Genomic DNA, 13,968 nt, shown 5'->3' on the forward strand with positions numbered 1-13,968 from the left:
AGGCTACTCACACAGATATCAGCCCAGCTGCTTACGCGCATTGCGGAAAATACGCATCCACGGGCTGTCCTCGCCCCACTCTTCCGGGTGCCAGGAGTTGCTCACGGTACGGAACACGCGCTCCGGGTGCGGCATCATAATCGTTACGCGACCGCTTTCGTTGGTGACCGCCGTAATGCCGTTTGGAGAACCGTTCGGGTTAGCCGGATACTGCTGGGTCACGTTACCGAAGTTATCGACGAAGCGCAGCGCCACCAGACCTTTCTGCTCAAGCTGTGCCAGGTGCGCATCGCTACGCACTTCAACAAAGCCTTCACCGTGCGAAACCGCAATCGGCATACGGGAACCAACCATGCCATCCAGCAGCAGCGACGGACTGGCCGCGACTTCCACCAGGCTAAAGCGGGCTTCAAAACGCTCGGACTGGTTACGCACAAAGCGTGGCCACTCTTCGCTACCTGGGATCAGCTCGCGCAGATTAGACATCATCTGGCAACCGTTACATACGCCCAGCGCCAGCGTCTGCGGACGATGGAAGAAGGTTTCGAACTCATCGCGCACGCGGCTGTTGAACAGAATCGATTTCGCCCAGCCTTCACCCGCGCCCAGCACATCGCCGTAGGAGAAGCCGCCGCAGGCAATCAGCGCCTGAACGTCGGTCAGACCACGACGACCCGCCAGCAGATCGCTCATATGCACGTCAACCGCGTCAAAACCGGCACGATGGAAGGCAGCCGCCATCTCAACGTGGGAGTTAACGCCCTGCTCACGCAGTACGGCAACCTTTGGACGCGCGCCGGTGGCGATAAACGGTGCGGCGATATCCTCTTCCGGCTTGAAGGTCAGTTTGACGTTCAGGCCCGGATCGCTGTTGTCTTTCTTGGCTTCGTGTTCCTGGTCGGCACAGGCCGGGTTATCGCGCAGGCGCTGCATCTGCCAGGTGGTTTCTGCCCACCAGGTACGCAGCGTGGTCCGGCTTTCGCTGTACACCGCAGAATCACCGGAGGTAATCACAAAACGGTCGCCCTCGACCGCACGGCCCAGCACGTGAACGCACTCGGCCAGTCCGTTGGCAGCAAACACCTGCTCAACCGCGGCGCAGTCTGCGGCAGCAACCTGAATCACCGCACCCAGTTCTTCGTTAAACAGCGCAGCCAGGCTGTCGCTGCCCAGCGCGGCAATATCTGCCTCAACGCCGCAGTGGCCGGTAAAGGCCATTTCCGCCAGCGTCACCAGCAATCCGCCGTCTGAACGGTCGTGGTAGGCCAGCAGTTTGCCATCGGCAACCAGCGTCTGAATCGCATTCCAGAAGCCGGCCAGCTGTTTGGCATCACGCACGTCGGCAGGTTTGTCACCCAGCTGACGATAAACCTGAGACAGCGCCGTGGCACCCAGCGCGTTAACGCCGTTACCCAGGTCAATCAGCAGCAGGCGGTTATCGACGGTTTGCAGCTGTGGCGTGGCGGTTTTACGCACGTCTTCCACTCGGGCAAAAGCGGTGATCACCAGCGACAGCGGAGAGGTCATCTCGCGCTGCTCGGTCCCTTCCTGCCAGCGGGTTTTCATCGACATAGAGTCTTTACCCACCGGGATAGTGATACCCAGCGCCGGGCACAGCTCTTCGCCGACCGCTTTCACTGCTTCGTAAAGGCCCGCATCTTCACCCGGGTGGCCGGCTGCTGCCATCCAGTTAGCGGAAAGTTTAATGCGTGTCAGCGGACCAATCTGGGTCGCAGCGATGTTGGTCAGTGCTTCACCCACGGCCAGACGACCGGAGGCGGCGAAGTCCAGCAGCGCCACCGGGGCACGTTCGCCCAGCGCCATTGCTTCACCGTAATAGCTGTCGAGGCTGGCGGTGGTGATCGCGCTGTTGGCAACCGGGATCTGCCACGGTCCCACCATCTGATCGCGCGCTACCATACCGGTAACGGAGCGGTCGCCGATGGTCACGAGGAAGGTTTTCTCCGCAACGGTCGGCAGGTGCAGAACACGGTTGACCGCATCGGCAATAGAAATGCTGTCGCGAACCAGCGCGTCACCTTTCGCCTTCAGGGTGGCAACATCGCGGGTCATTTTTGGCGTTTTGCCCAGCAGCACGTCCAGCGGCAGATCGATTGGCGTGTTGTCGAAGTGACTGTCGGCCAGCGACAGGTGCATCTCTTCGGTGGCTTCGCCGATCACCGCATACGGAGCGCGTTCACGTTTGCACAACTCGTCAAACAGCGCGACGCTCTCCGGTGCAACCGCCAGAACGTAACGCTCCTGCGATTCGTTACACCAGACTTCCAGCGGGCTCATGCCCGGTTCGTCATTCAGGATGTCGCGAAGATTGAAACGACCGCCGCGCTCGCCGTCGCTGACCAGCTCCGGCATGGCGTTGGACAGGCCGCCCGCGCCGACGTCGTGGATAAACAGAATCGGGTTAGCTTCACCCATCTGCCAGCAGCGGTCGATCACTTCCTGGCAGCGGCGTTCCATTTCCGGGTTGTCGCGCTGAACGGAAGCGAAGTCGAGGTCGGCATCGGACTGGCCGGAAGCCATGGATGATGCTGCACCGCCGCCCAGGCCGATATTCATCGCCGGGCCACCCAGTACAATCAGCTTGGCACCGACGGTGATTTCGCCTTTCTGCACGTGATCGGCACGGATGTTACCAATACCACCGGCCAGCATGATTGGCTTATGGTAGCCGCGCAGCTCTTCGCCGTTATGACTGTTGACGCGCTCTTCGTAGGTACGGAAGTAGCCGTTCAGCGCCGGGCGACCAAATTCGTTGTTAAATGCCGCGCCGCCCAGAGGGCCTTCGGTCATGATATCCAGCGCGGTCACGATACGATCCGGCTTGCCGAAATCCTCTTCCCACGGCTGTTCAAAGCCCGGAATACGCAGGTTCGACACGGAGAAGCCCACCAGACCGGCTTTCGGCTTCGCGCCGCGTCCGGTTGCGCCTTCATCACGGATTTCGCCACCGGAACCGGTCGCCGCACCCGGCCACGGCGAAATCGCCGTCGGGTGGTTATGGGTTTCCACCTTCATCAGGATATGCGTATCTTCCTGATGGAAGTCGTAGGCACCCTGACGATCGGCGTAGAAACGCCCAACCTGAGAACCTTCCATTACCGCGGCATTGTCTTTATAGGCAGACAGCACGTGGTCCGGGGTTTTCTCGAAGGTGTTTTTAATCATCTTGAACAGCGACTTTGGCTGCTGCTCTCCGTCAATCACCCAGTCGGCGTTGAAAATTTTGTGACGGCAGTGTTCGGAGTTTGCCTGGGCAAACATGTAGAGCTCGATGTCGTTCGGGTTGCGCCCTAGTTTTTCAAACGCGGCCAGCAGGTAGTCGATCTCATCCTCGGCCAGTGCCAGACCCAGCTTGATATTCGCCTGGACCAGCGCATCACGACCTTCACCCAGCACGTCCACGCTCTGTACCGGCGCGGGCTGATGGTGTGCGAACAGCTGCTCGGCCTGATTCAGATCCGTAAAGACGGTTTCCATCATGCGATCGTGCAGCAGAGCGGCCAGCGCGCCCCACTGTGCATCGGTCAGCTGTGGAGCCTGAATATAGAAGGCCAGGCCGCGCTCAAGGCGCAGAACCTGTGGCAGGTCGCAGTTGTGGGCGATATCGGTCGCTTTGGATGACCACGGGGAGATCGTGCCGGGACGCGGAGTCACCAGCAACAGGCGGCCTTCCGGGGTATGCTCAGCGAGAGAAGGACCGTATTTCAGTAGGCGCTGCAGGCGCGCTTTAGCATCCGCATCAAGCGGTGCGCTGACATCGGCGAAATGGACGTACTCGGCGTAAATATCACTCACCGGCAGGTGAGCGTCCTGAAAGCGGGTCAGCAGTTTGTTAATACGAAATGCCGACAGGGCGGGCGAACCACGCAGAATTTCCATCATTAAAGATCTCTCGTCTCGAAGCGCCGGGCGACGCTTCATTGGGCGCAACAGGGAAAACGGGCGCTATTATAGAGAATCCCCAGCGGTTACGAAACCGTTTGCGCAGAATTAATCGACATCCAGAATTGGCTGAAAATCACACGATTCAGGTGGAATTAGGTTGCGATGCCACGCGGACTTGAGCAAAATGCCCCACGCTCAGGAGCAATTATAGCCAATAAATACTGCCGTGAAAGACAGATACCTGAGAGCCACCGAGAGATAACTATTTGAAACGCCTAAAATTAAATTACCTGTTTATCGGGCTGGTTATGGTGCTGCTCGCGCTTGCACTGTGGCCGTCGATACCCTGGTACGGCGGTGCAACCGACCGCATCGCACAGATAAAATCGCGAGGAGTTTTACGTGTCAGCACGATAAATTCTCCTCTGACCTATTACACCGTAAATAAATCACCGGCCGGAATGGACTACGAGCTGGCAAAACGCTTCGCCGATTATCTGGGTGTGAAGCTGGAAGTGACCGTGCGCCCGAACCTGAGCGATCTGTTTGACGATCTGGAAGATGACAAAGCTGATGTGCTGGCGGCCGGTTTAATTTACAACAATGAACGTCTGGCGCATTTCCGCGCCGGTCCGACCTACTATTCCGTTTCGCAGCAGCTGGTGTATCGCATTGGCGCAACGCGGCCAAAAAATCTTGGCGATCTCAAGGGACGGCTGATTGTGGCTTCCGGTTCGGCTTATCTTTCTACCCTGCGCGGATCGAAAGAGAACCAGTACCCGGATCTTGACTGGGCGATCTCCACCGATCAGACGCCGCAGACGCTGCTGCAGGCCGTTGCCGATGGCAAGATCGATTACACGGTCGGTGATTCGGTAACCATCGGTCTGATGCAGCGCATCCATCCCCAGCTGGCGGTGGCGTTTGATATCACCGATGAAGAACCCGTTACCTGGTATGTTCAGCGCGAGCAGGACGACAGCCTGAATGCGGCGATGCTCGACTTCTATAACCAGATGGGTGAAGAAGGCGCGATGGCGCGGCTGGATGAGAAGTACCTCGGCCACGTAGGCACCTTCGACTATGTTGATACCCGGACTTTCCTGCGCGCCATCGACGGTACGCTGCCGGGGATCCAGCCGCTGTTTGAAAAGTATGCGCAGAGCATCGACTGGCGACTGCTGGCGGCGATTTCTTACCAGGAATCCCACTGGAACCCTCAGGCCACCTCACCAACCGGCGTGCGTGGGATGATGATGCTGACGCGTAATACCGCCGACAGCCTGAACGTCACGGACCGCACCGACCCGGAGCAGAGCGTGCGCGGCGGCAGCGAGTATCTGGTGAGGATGATGGAGAAAGTCCCGGCGGGGATCCCGGACGATGAACGTATCTGGTTCGCCCTCGCCGCCTATAACATGGGCTATGCCCATATGCTGGATGCCCGCAAGCTGACGGAAAAGCAGCAGGGTAACCCTGACAGCTGGGCGGATGTAAAACTGCGTCTGCCGATGCTAAGCCAGAAGCGCTACTACAGCCAGACTACCTATGGCTTTGCACGCGGGCATGAAGCCTACGCCTACGTCGAGAATATTCGTAAGTATCAGATAAGCCTGGTGGGGTATCTGGAGGACCAGGAAAGGAAGCTGGCGCAGAAGGCGGCGACGGAAGCCGAGCTGGGCAATGCCTACCCCGCCGTCCCGCCACAGCTGGCAATGAACTGAGACTACAGCAATTTTCCCGCCTGACGCAGCGCTTTTTTCTCCGCGCGGCGATGGCGGAAAAAGTCACTCAGCATTGCCGCACACTCCGCTGCCAGAATGCCTTCTTCTATCTGTACCTGATGATTCATACCCGGGTGGCCGAGTACATCGAGCAGTGAACCTGCCGCCCCGGTTTTTTCATCGCGCGCGCCGAACACCAGCCGGCCGATACGGCTGTGAACCATCGCACCGGCACACATCACGCACGGCTCCAGCGTCACGTACAGCGTGGTGTCGAGCAGTCGGTAGTTCTCTATAACTTTGCCGCCCTGGCGCAGCGCCATGATTTCCGCATGCGCGGTAGGATCGTGGTGCCCAATCGGCCGGTTCCAGCCCTCGCCTATCACCCGGCCTTCATGAACCAGCACCGCGCCCACCGGCACTTCGCCTTCGTCCCAGGCACGGCGGGCCAGCATCAGCGCGTGGCGCATCCAGTATTCATCATTATTGTCGCTCACCTGAGTCTCCAGCGGAAAAAAAGCGCGACATTATACACTGATTGCGCCCGGCAGACTGCCCTTATTCAAGCTGTTGCAGTTCGCCTACGGGCGTCACGCGAAAGCGGTGCTGGCAGAAGAACAGCAGCGGGTTGTCCTGATTGCTGTCGCTGTACCCGCTGTAGAGCTGGAGCGGCGTGCCGATCTGCTCCTCGAGCTGCGCGACTTTTTCATGGCCGAGGCAGCGCAGCGCCAGCACCCGTCCCCCCCAGGAGCGGGACATCTGGCTGGCGATCAATTTCACCTTCGGCAGAAACGCGGAATCAAAATACACCTGCTCCACCAGCGGCTGTGGCGAGCCGGTGATCAGCCAGACGTCGGCGTCGTCGCTGTTCAGGTAATCCGTCAGGCGCTGCTGCACCACCGGAAAGGCCTTTACGCGCTGGCGAAACCAGCGGGCGAACTCGTTTTCCTGCTGCAACAGGCGCTGTTCGCTGTGGCCAAACGTAATCGACCACAGCAGCAGGCTCATTGGCCAGCGGGCCGCGCGGCCGCGCAGTAACAGGCCCGCCGCCACCACCGGCAGCAGCGGCAGCACCAGCAGCAGGTTTAGCGGCTGACGCCGCAGCATCCAGCGCATATAGGTACCGAACATATCCTGCTGATGCAGGGTGCCATCGAGGTCAAAAAAAATTACGCGTCGTTCCTGACTGATTGTCAAACCCGGGTCCTCGCAGTCGTTGAATCTAGTAAGTGTAGTCAGAAGTCAGTGAAGAACTCGCTTTTAGCGCTCGTTAAGCGCAGCGCGAAGAAAACCACCGTGTCTGGCGAGCCGCTCGCGCGCCTCGGAGCCTGACAGATCGGCCAGGATCATCAGGATGGCCGTTTTCACTTCGTAGTCGACCTGCCCTAACGCGTCATCGGCCTGCTGATGAGTACAGCCCGTGGCTTCACACACCATACGACCAGCACGATCCACCAGCTTGATATTGGTGGCTTTCATGTCGACCATCAGGTTTTGCCAGACCTTACCGATTTTCACCATCGCGCCGGTGGAGATCATATTCAGTACCAGCTTTTGTGCAGTACCCGACTTCAGGCGGGTTGAACCGGTCAGCGCTTCCGGCCCTACCACCGGCGAAATGGCGATTTCCGCTTCGCGGGCAATTGGCGAACCGGGATTGCATGAGATGGCTGCCGTGCGGCACCCGTGCTGGCGGGCATAGCGCAGCGCGCCGATAACGTACGGCGTGCGGCCGGAGGCGGCCAGGCCGATCACCATATCGTTGGGACTGAGATCCAACGCCTGTAAGTCGCTGACACCCAGCTGTTCATCGTCTTCTGCCCCCTCAACGGCCTTAAACATCGCCCCCGGCCCACCGGCAATCAGGCCAATCACCAGATCGTGCGAGACGCCAAACGTCGGCGGGCATTCCGATGCATCCAGCACGCCCAGGCGGCCGCTGGTGCCTGCGCCCATGTAAATGATGCGACCACCGGCGGCCAGTGCGGCGGCGGCGTCGTCGACGGCCTTTGCTACCTGCGGCAGCGTCAGGCTGACCGCCGCGGCCACGGTGGCATCCTGCTGATTAAATCGGGTGACCATCTCCAGCGTTGACAGACTGTCGAGATCGAGCGTGTCCGCATTGCGGGTTTCCGACACCAGTGAACCCAGATCCATTCTTTCCCCCTGACTGAATTTTTAATTCGAACAGATATTTCATTTGTTGAATATTTTATTCAAAACAAACCGTTTTTACACTAAAATCATTGTAAACGTTAGTCGAACAACGAGAAGCAGAAATATCCGGCACATCAGATTACCCGCCTGTTGCACCTGCCATTTTGCCTTTCTAAATATGGAAACGGCGAATCAGGGGGGTTAGACTTTGCGTCGCGCCTGTTATCATTGTCGTTAATTCAACGTGCTGAATTCGAACTGGCAAGAGGAAAAAAGATGAGTTCACTGCTGCGTATTCGTCAGCTGTATCCCAGTCTGGCACTAAATGAGCGCCGCCTGGCTGACTACCTGCTGTCGCAGCCGGACCACGCGCGCCACCTGAGTTCACAAAAGCTGGCGGATGAATCCGGCGTCAGCCAGTCCAGCGTGGTGAAATTTGCCCAGAAACTGGGCTATAAAGGTTTCCCGGCGCTGAAGCTGGCGCTTAGCGAATCGCTGGCGGACAAAGATGCGATTACCGTGCACAACCTTATCCTCAGCGACGATCCTCTAAAAACCGTGGGTGAAAAGCTGTTTACGGAAAAAATGTCGGCTATCCGTGCCACGCTGGATATCAACAGCGAGGAGATGCTGCTGGAAACATTGCGCCTGCTGCGCAACGCCAAGCGCATCGTGCTGGTAGGCATCGGGGCTTCAGGCTTAGTTGCCAAGGATTTTTCGTGGAAGCTGATGAAGATCGGTATCAGCGCGGTCGCCGAACAGGATATGCATGCGCTACTGGCCAGCGTACAGGCGATGAGCCCCGGCGACGTGCTGCTGGCCGTTTCCTACACCGGCGAGCGGCGGGAAATTAACCTGGCGGCGCAGGAGGCACAGCGTATTGGTGCAACGGTGCTGGCCTTTACCGGCTTTACGCCGAATACGCTGCAGCAGGCGGCATCGCACTGTTTATATACGGTGGCGGAAGAGCAAACCACGCGTAGTGCGGCTATATCCTCTACGATGGCGCAGCTGGCACTCACCGATCTGCTGTTTATGGCACTGATCCAGCGCGATCCGGAACGCGCAACCAGCCATATCCGGCACAGTGAGGCACTGGTTAAGAAATTGACCTGATCATGGCAGTCAGAAAGTTCATAAACACATAACGTCTTTACACGGTAAAAACATCATCGTTATTGGGGCTATTGGCCAGTTGTGGTAAAGTGCGCGGCATTGAATATGCAGCAGTAGGTTATGGCGTTTCGACTTAACGGGTTGTTAACTTACTGATTGAATGACTTTAACGGCACCTCATCCAAGATGGCACTACTGATTACCAAACGCTGTATAAATTGCGATATGTGCGAACCTGAATGCCCCAACGAGGCAATTTCGATGGGGCTGGAATACTACGAGATCGACACCGATCGCTGCACCGAGTGCGTTGGCCACTACGATTCGCCGACCTGCCAGCAGGTCTGCCCGATTGATAACACCATTATTATCGACCCACAGCGGGTAGAAACGAACGACCAGCTGTGGGAAAAGTTCGTGGTGCTGCACCCTGCGGGTTAGCTTTCGATAATCACCGTCGCGCAGGCGTAATGGCGCTCATCGGCCAGGGTGACGTGAACGTGCATCACACCCAGCTTCTTCGCAACGTCCTGCGCGTGCTGGAAGAATCTCAGCCCCGGCTTGCCTAACGCGTCGTTATAAACCTCAAACTGATTAAACGCCAGACCGCCGCGAATGCCGGTGCCGAAAGCTTTTGCCGCTGCCTCCTTCACCGCGAACCGCTTGGCCAGGAACCGCACCGGCTGCTGATGGGCCTGGTACTGCGCCCATTCATTAGGGCTGAGTACCCGTTTCGCCAGTCGGTCACCCGAGCGTGAAATCACCCCTTCGATGCGGGCAATTTCCACAATATCCGTACCGAGGCCGAGAATCGCCATTATCGACGCGCTTCCCGCATCAGCTGCTTCATCTCTTTCACCGCCTCTGCCAGCCCGCTGAACACCGCACGGCCAATAATCGCATGACCGATGTTCAGCTCGTGCATCTCCGGCAGAACGGCGATGGGCTGGACGTTGTGATAGGTCAGACCGTGACCGGCGTTAACCTTCAGCCCTTTACCTGCGGCGTAGGTAGCCGCTTCGGCAATACGCGCCAGCTCCGCATCGCGCGCCGGGCCTTCTGCCGCCTCAGCGTAAGCACCGGTGTGGATTTCGATATAAGGCGCGCCGGAAGCCACAGCGGCATCGATCTGCTGGCGATCGGAGTCAATAAACAGCGAAACCAGAATCCCGGCATCGTTCAGGCGCTTAACCGCTGCGGTCACTTTATCCAGCTGACCGGCCACATCCAGTCCGCCTTCGGTGGTCACCTCTTCGCGTTTTTCCGGCACCAGGCAGCAAAAATGCGGCACGATTTCACAGGCGATATCGACCATCTCATCGGTGACCGCCATTTCCAGGTTCATTCTGGTCTGAATTGTCTGGCGCAGGATACGCACATCGCGGTCGGTGATGTGGCGACGGTCTTCACGCAGGTGCACGGTAATGCCGTCGGCGCCCGCCTGCTCTGAGACAAATGCAGCCTGAACCGGATCGGGATAGATCGTGCCGCGCGCGTTGCGTACGGTGGCAACGTGATCGATATTTACGCCTAACAGTAACTCAGCCATGGTGTCCTCTGGTGATCGCGAATGTTTTATCGAGATCGAGTGTACAACGTTCGACGGGCGCAGGGGTATGACCTGTCGCTATTCGTCGGCCGCAGGCGCGACGTCCGCTCGTTTTCTCGGCAGAAACTGGCGAAACAGTTCGGTGCTTTTCAGCGGCCTGCCGCCCAGGTAGGGTTTTAGCGCAATACGGGTAAAGCGCTTGGCAGCTCGCAGGGTGTCCGCATCGGGAAATTCCCGCTGCCAGAGCGCGCGCAGCTGCCGCCCTGTGAAGCTGCGGTTGTTGACCACCAGGCTGGCAATAAACCCTTTCTCTTCACGGTAGCTGTAGGTCATCTCATCGGCGACCTCTTCCCCACTTCCGGCACAGTGCATGAAATCCACGCCGTAACCAAGATGGCCCAGCATCGCCAGTTCGAAGCGGCGTAGCGCAGGTTCGGGTGAGCCGGACGTCGCCGCCAGCGCCTGGATACAGTGCAGATAGTCAAAGAAGAGTTCGTTAAAGGCGGTTTCGTGCTCCAGCACGCGTGAAAGCAGTTCGTTGACGTACAGGCCACAGTAGAGAGTGGTGCCGCTCAGCGGAAGCGCCAGCGAAACGGGTTCAGCGCCGCGCAGGGTTTTCACCTCGCCGCGCCCTCCCCAGCGTACCAGCAGAGGGGTGAAGGGTTGCAGAGCGCCCTTCAGGCTGGAACGTTTGGAGCGGGCACCTTTCGCCAGTACCCGCACCCTGCCGTGCTGTTCAGAGAACAGATCGAGCAGCAGGCTGGTTTCGCTCCACGGTCGCGCGTGCAGGACAAATGCGCGTTGCCAGCCTTCCATCAAAATCAGAGGTCGTCAGTATAGCCCAGGCTGCGTAGGGCGCGTTCATCATCCGCCCAGCCGGACTTCACTTTGACCCACAGTTCAAGGTGTACCTTCGCCTCGAACATCTCTTCCATATCTTTACGCGCTTCCGTACCGATCACTTTGATCTTGGCGCCTTTATTGCCGATGACCATCTTCTTCTGCCCTTCACGCTCAACGAGGATCAAGCCGTTGATATCATAGCCACCGCGTGCGTTAGAGACGAACTGTTCAATCTCAACGGTCACGGAGTAAGGCAGTTCCGCACCGAGGAAACGCATCAGCTTTTCACGGATGATTTCCGAGGCCATAAAGCGCTGAGAACGATCGGTGACGTACTCTTCCGGGAAGTGGTGTTCCGCTTCCGGCAGCAGCTTGTGCACGATGTTGGCAATGGTATCGACGTTATTGCCTTTTTCAGCCGAGATCGGCACCACGTCCATAAAGTTCATCTGCTCGCTGAGGAACTGCAGATGCGGCAGCAGGATGCTTTTATCGGTGATGTTGTCGACTTTGTTGATCGCCAGCAGCACCGGCACCTTGTTGTCTTTCAGTTTGTTCAGCACCATTTCGTCGTCGGCGGTCCATTTGGTACCTTCAACAACAAAGATCACCAGCTCAACGTCACCGATAGAACTGCTGGCCGCACGGTTCATCAGGCGGTTGATCGCCCGCTTTTCTTCCATATGCAGACCCGGGGTATCCACGTAGATCGCCTGATAGGCGCCTTCGGTATGAATCCCCATGATACGGTGACGGGTGGTTTGCGGTTTACGCGAGGTAATGGAAACCTTCTGCCCCAGTAACTGGTTCAGTAAGGTCGATTTACCGACGTTTGGACGGCCTACAATAGCAATAAAGCCGCAATGGGTGGTTTGTTCGCTCATTCAATTCCCAGCTTAATCAGCGCCTGTTCGGCCGCTGCCTGCTCAGCTTTGCGACGGCTTGAACCGGTTCCCACAACCGGATCTGCCATGCCGCTTACCTGGCAGTGAATAGTAAATTCCTGATCGTGCGCTTCGCCACGGACCTGCACCACCAGATAAGATGGCAGCGGCAGATGGCGACCCTGCAGAAACTCCTGCAGGCGCGTTTTTGGATCCTTTTGTTTATCGCCCGGACTGATCTGCTCAAGACGGCTGGCGTACCAGCTGAGGATCAGCTGCTCCACCGTCCCGATATCACTGTCGAGGAAAACTCCCCCAATCAGTGCTTCAACCGTATCAGCCAGAATCGATTCACGGCGATAACCGCCGCTTTTCAGCTCGCCCGGCCCAAGGCGCAGGCATTCGCCGAGGTCAAACTCTCGTGCCATTTCCGCCAGCGTATTACCACGCACCAGCGTAGCTCGCATACGGCTCATGTCGCCTTCATCCACGCGCGGGAAGCGATGATAAAGGGCGTTGGCAATGACATAGCTCAGAATAGAGTCGCCCAGAAATTCCAGTCGCTCGTTATGTTTGCTGCTGGCGCTACGGTGGGTAAGTGCCTGCTGTAACAATTCCTGATGAGTAAAAGTGTAGCCCAACTTGCGTTGAAGCTTGTTAATTACGATGGGGTTCATGCTTTACCAATTTCTGAATGCGTCAATTATGCTGCACACGGAACAGGGCTGAGCCTGAACACCAACACAATCTGTTTCGTGTGCAGTGGCTCCCCAACCGGGAAGCCAACCGTTAAATATACTCATCCAACGATGAGTATTAGTGAATGCCACCAATCCGGCTCAAACGTACGCCGGTCGGCCATTCGCCTTCCTGTTTTTCGAAGCTCATCCAGATAGCCGTCGCTTTACCCACCAGATTACGTTCCGGGACAAAGCCCCAGTAGCGGCTGTCGGCGCTGTTATCGCGGTTATCGCCCATCATAAAGTACATGCCCTGCGGCACGACCCACGTGGACTGCTCCTGTCCCGGCTGCTGGTAGTAAGACGCCGACTGGCTTGGCATCTGGGTCACCAGTAAAATCCGGTGAGTCACGTCGCCAAGGGTTTCATTACGCGTGGCTAAACGCAGACCGCCAGGCATCGATTTCCCCTGTGGTACCTGGAAGAAACCATTACCGGCTTCATTACCGTTAAAACCGCTGAAGGTCTGGATAAAATCGCTCGGCTCAACGTCTGAATAGGTGACCGGCACTGCGGTTTCACACTTCCCGCCGCCGCAGCCAGGGGTGATGGAAACCGTTTTGCTTAAGGCATCGTAGGTCACCCGATCGCCCGGGACGCCAACGGCACGCTTAATATAGTCCAGACTGGGATCTTTCGGGTATTTAAATACCACCACGTCACCGCGCTTAGGATGCCCGGTGGGGATCAATGTAGTCTGGGTAATCGGATCTTTAATGCCGTAGGCATACTTTTCCACGAGGATAAAATCCCCGATTAGCAGCGTCGGCATCATCGATCCTGATGGGATCTGGAACGGTTCAAAAATAAATGAGCGCACCACAAACACCACCAGCAAAACAGGGAACACCGATGCCGTGGTTTCCACCCAGCCCGGCTGTTTATCCGCTTTGGTTTCTGGCGTGCCTTCGGCTTTTGCCGCCGCGCGCTTAGCCCGGCGGGCCGGTGCCCATTTATACTTGTCGATACACCAGATAATTCCGGTGACCAGCGTTGCTATCGCCAAAATCAGGGCGAACATATTAGCCATTCCAGTTCCCTCAAAGCCC

Annotated in this window: 13 protein-coding genes; 3 read left to right on the forward strand and 10 right to left on the reverse strand. The window is 57.5% G+C overall.

All coding sequences use genetic code 11. From position 1 onward, the window contains the following. Nucleotides 1-18 precede the first annotated feature (18 nt). A complete protein-coding gene (gene purL / locus EC836_RS21275) occupies nt 19-3,903 on the reverse strand; it encodes a phosphoribosylformylglycinamidine synthase (RefSeq protein ID WP_123336842.1) in 3,885 nt (1,294 codons plus the stop codon). Between the two features lie 269 nt (nt 3,904-4,172). Between purL and mltF the strand changes: the two genes are divergently transcribed. Beyond that, complete coding sequence (gene mltF, locus EC836_RS21280; protein WP_123336844.1) at nt 4,173-5,630, forward strand: membrane-bound lytic murein transglycosylase MltF; 1,458 nt, start codon at nt 4,173-4,175, stop codon at nt 5,628-5,630. Between the two features lie 2 nt (nt 5,631-5,632). Here mltF and tadA read toward each other — a convergent pair whose 3' ends face one another. From tadA to murQ, 3 genes are all read right to left on the reverse strand, one after another. Continuing rightward, on the reverse strand, nt 5,633-6,127 hold the full coding sequence (gene tadA / locus EC836_RS21285) for a tRNA adenosine(34) deaminase TadA (protein ID WP_123336846.1): 495 nt from the start codon (nt 6,125-6,127) through the stop codon (nt 5,633-5,635). Nucleotides 6,128-6,188: 61 nt separating this feature from the next. After that, nucleotides 6,189-6,827 (reverse strand): phosphatidylglycerophosphatase C, encoded by a 639-nt coding sequence (gene yfhb, locus EC836_RS21290; RefSeq protein ID WP_123336848.1) that lies wholly within the window; start codon nt 6,825-6,827, stop codon nt 6,189-6,191. A 63-nt stretch (nt 6,828-6,890) separates the two neighbouring features. Beyond that, nucleotides 6,891-7,787: an N-acetylmuramic acid 6-phosphate etherase gene (gene murQ / locus EC836_RS21295; RefSeq protein WP_123336850.1), complete on the reverse strand. Its 897-nt coding sequence runs from the start codon at nt 7,785-7,787 to the stop codon at nt 6,891-6,893. A 276-nt stretch (nt 7,788-8,063) separates the two neighbouring features. Here murQ and EC836_RS21300 point away from each other — a divergent pair, with 276 nt between their 5' ends. Together EC836_RS21300 and EC836_RS21305 are read left to right on the forward strand one after the other, a co-directional pair. Continuing rightward, on the forward strand, nt 8,064-8,903 hold the full coding sequence (locus EC836_RS21300; RefSeq protein ID WP_123336852.1) for a MurR/RpiR family transcriptional regulator: 840 nt from the start codon (nt 8,064-8,066) through the stop codon (nt 8,901-8,903). Nucleotides 8,904-9,089: 186 nt separating this feature from the next. After that, the gene (locus EC836_RS21305; protein WP_123336854.1) at nt 9,090-9,344 is read left to right on the forward strand and encodes a YfhL family 4Fe-4S dicluster ferredoxin; all 255 of its coding nucleotides are present in this window, start codon (nt 9,090-9,092) and stop codon (nt 9,342-9,344) included. On the opposite strand, the gene acpS is transcribed toward EC836_RS21305, so the two are convergent. The 6 genes from acpS to lepB form a co-directional block, all read right to left on the reverse strand. Beyond that, complete coding sequence (gene acpS / locus EC836_RS21310) at nt 9,341-9,721, reverse strand: holo-ACP synthase (RefSeq protein ID WP_123336856.1); 381 nt, start codon at nt 9,719-9,721, stop codon at nt 9,341-9,343. The genes EC836_RS21305 and acpS overlap by 4 nt on opposite strands. Further along, entirely contained in the window at nt 9,721-10,452 is a 732-nt protein-coding gene (pdxJ, locus tag EC836_RS21315) for a pyridoxine 5'-phosphate synthase (protein WP_123336858.1), read from the reverse strand. The genes acpS and pdxJ overlap by 1 nt, the downstream gene beginning before the upstream one ends. Before the next feature lie 78 nt (nt 10,453-10,530). After that, the gene (gene recO, locus EC836_RS21320) at nt 10,531-11,268 is read right to left on the reverse strand and encodes a DNA repair protein RecO (protein ID WP_123336860.1); all 738 of its coding nucleotides are present in this window, start codon (nt 11,266-11,268) and stop codon (nt 10,531-10,533) included. 5 nt (nt 11,269-11,273) lie between these two features. Next, the gene (gene era, locus EC836_RS21325) at nt 11,274-12,179 is read right to left on the reverse strand and encodes a GTPase Era (protein ID WP_123336862.1); all 906 of its coding nucleotides are present in this window, start codon (nt 12,177-12,179) and stop codon (nt 11,274-11,276) included. Then, nucleotides 12,176-12,856 carry a ribonuclease III gene (gene rnc / locus EC836_RS21330; RefSeq protein WP_123336864.1) on the reverse strand — a complete coding sequence of 227 codons (681 nt, stop codon included), beginning with the start codon at nt 12,854-12,856 and terminating at the stop codon, nt 12,176-12,178. The genes era and rnc overlap by 4 nt, the downstream gene beginning before the upstream one ends. Nucleotides 12,857-12,995: 139 nt before the next feature. Beyond that, nucleotides 12,996-13,949 carry a signal peptidase I gene (gene lepB, locus EC836_RS21335; RefSeq protein ID WP_123336866.1) on the reverse strand — a complete coding sequence of 318 codons (954 nt, stop codon included), beginning with the start codon at nt 13,947-13,949 and terminating at the stop codon, nt 12,996-12,998. Between the last annotated feature and the right edge of the window lie 19 nt (nt 13,950-13,968).

This window comes from Erwinia sp. JUb26 (assembly GCF_003751505.1).
Classification (GTDB): domain Bacteria; phylum Pseudomonadota; class Gammaproteobacteria; order Enterobacterales; family Enterobacteriaceae; genus Erwinia.

Excerpts from the sequence above, each read along its gene's own strand:
- purL (WP_123336842.1), bottom strand. The coding sequence starts at position 3,903 with ATGATGGAAATTCTGCGTGGTTCGCCCGCCCTGTCGGCATTTCGTATT.
- murQ (WP_123336850.1), bottom strand. The coding sequence starts at position 7,787 with ATGGATCTGGGTTCACTGGTGTCGGAAACCCGCAATGCGGACACGCTC.
- EC836_RS21300 (WP_123336852.1), top strand. The coding sequence starts at position 8,064 with ATGAGTTCACTGCTGCGTATTCGTCAGCTGTATCCCAGTCTGGCACTA.
- EC836_RS21305 (WP_123336854.1), top strand. The coding sequence starts at position 9,090 with ATGGCACTACTGATTACCAAACGCTGTATAAATTGCGATATGTGCGAA.
- acpS (WP_123336856.1), bottom strand. The coding sequence starts at position 9,721 with ATGGCGATTCTCGGCCTCGGTACGGATATTGTGGAAATTGCCCGCATC.
- pdxJ (WP_123336858.1), bottom strand. The coding sequence starts at position 10,452 with ATGGCTGAGTTACTGTTAGGCGTAAATATCGATCACGTTGCCACCGTA.
- recO (WP_123336860.1), bottom strand. The coding sequence starts at position 11,268 with ATGGAAGGCTGGCAACGCGCATTTGTCCTGCACGCGCGACCGTGGAGC.
- era (WP_123336862.1), bottom strand. The coding sequence starts at position 12,179 with ATGAGCGAACAAACCACCCATTGCGGCTTTATTGCTATTGTAGGCCGT.
- rnc (WP_123336864.1), bottom strand. The coding sequence starts at position 12,856 with ATGAACCCCATCGTAATTAACAAGCTTCAACGCAAGTTGGGCTACACT.
- lepB (WP_123336866.1), bottom strand. The coding sequence starts at position 13,949 with ATGGCTAATATGTTCGCCCTGATTTTGGCGATAGCAACGCTGGTCACC.